At 50.6% G+C, this 348-nt stretch carries 1 protein-coding gene; it reads left to right on the forward strand.

Annotation, left to right across the window (positions count from 1 at the left end):
• A partial coding sequence (gene crl / locus FDX22_RS22585; protein ID WP_146717806.1) for a sigma factor-binding protein Crl occupies positions 1–303 on the forward strand: 303 nt, incomplete at its 5' end.
• Positions 304–348: the final 45 nt, after the last annotated feature.

Below are 348 nucleotides of genomic sequence, written 5' to 3' on the forward strand. Positions count from 1 at the left end.
TTTTTCGATTGTCTGGCTGTTTGCGTCAACGTGAAACCGGCACCAGAGAAACGTGAATTTTGGGGCTGGTGGATGGAGCTGGAAGCGCAGGAGAAACGCTTTACGTACAGCTACCAGTTTGGTTTGTTCGATAAAGACGGCAACTGGACCGCCGTGCCGATTAAAGAGACTGAAGTGGTAGAGCGACTGGAATACACCTTACGCGAGTTTCATGAAAAGTTGCGTGGGTTGTTAACGACGCTGAATCTGGCGCTGGAGCCTGCTGACGACTTTAAGGATGAGCCGGTTAAATTAACGGCATAATGAACAGCAAAATGCCGGATGGCGGCGCAACCCCATCCGGCATTT

This window comes from Citrobacter sp. TBCS-14 (assembly GCF_005280805.1).
GTDB classification, from domain to species: Bacteria; Pseudomonadota; Gammaproteobacteria; order Enterobacterales; family Enterobacteriaceae; genus Citrobacter; species Citrobacter gillenii.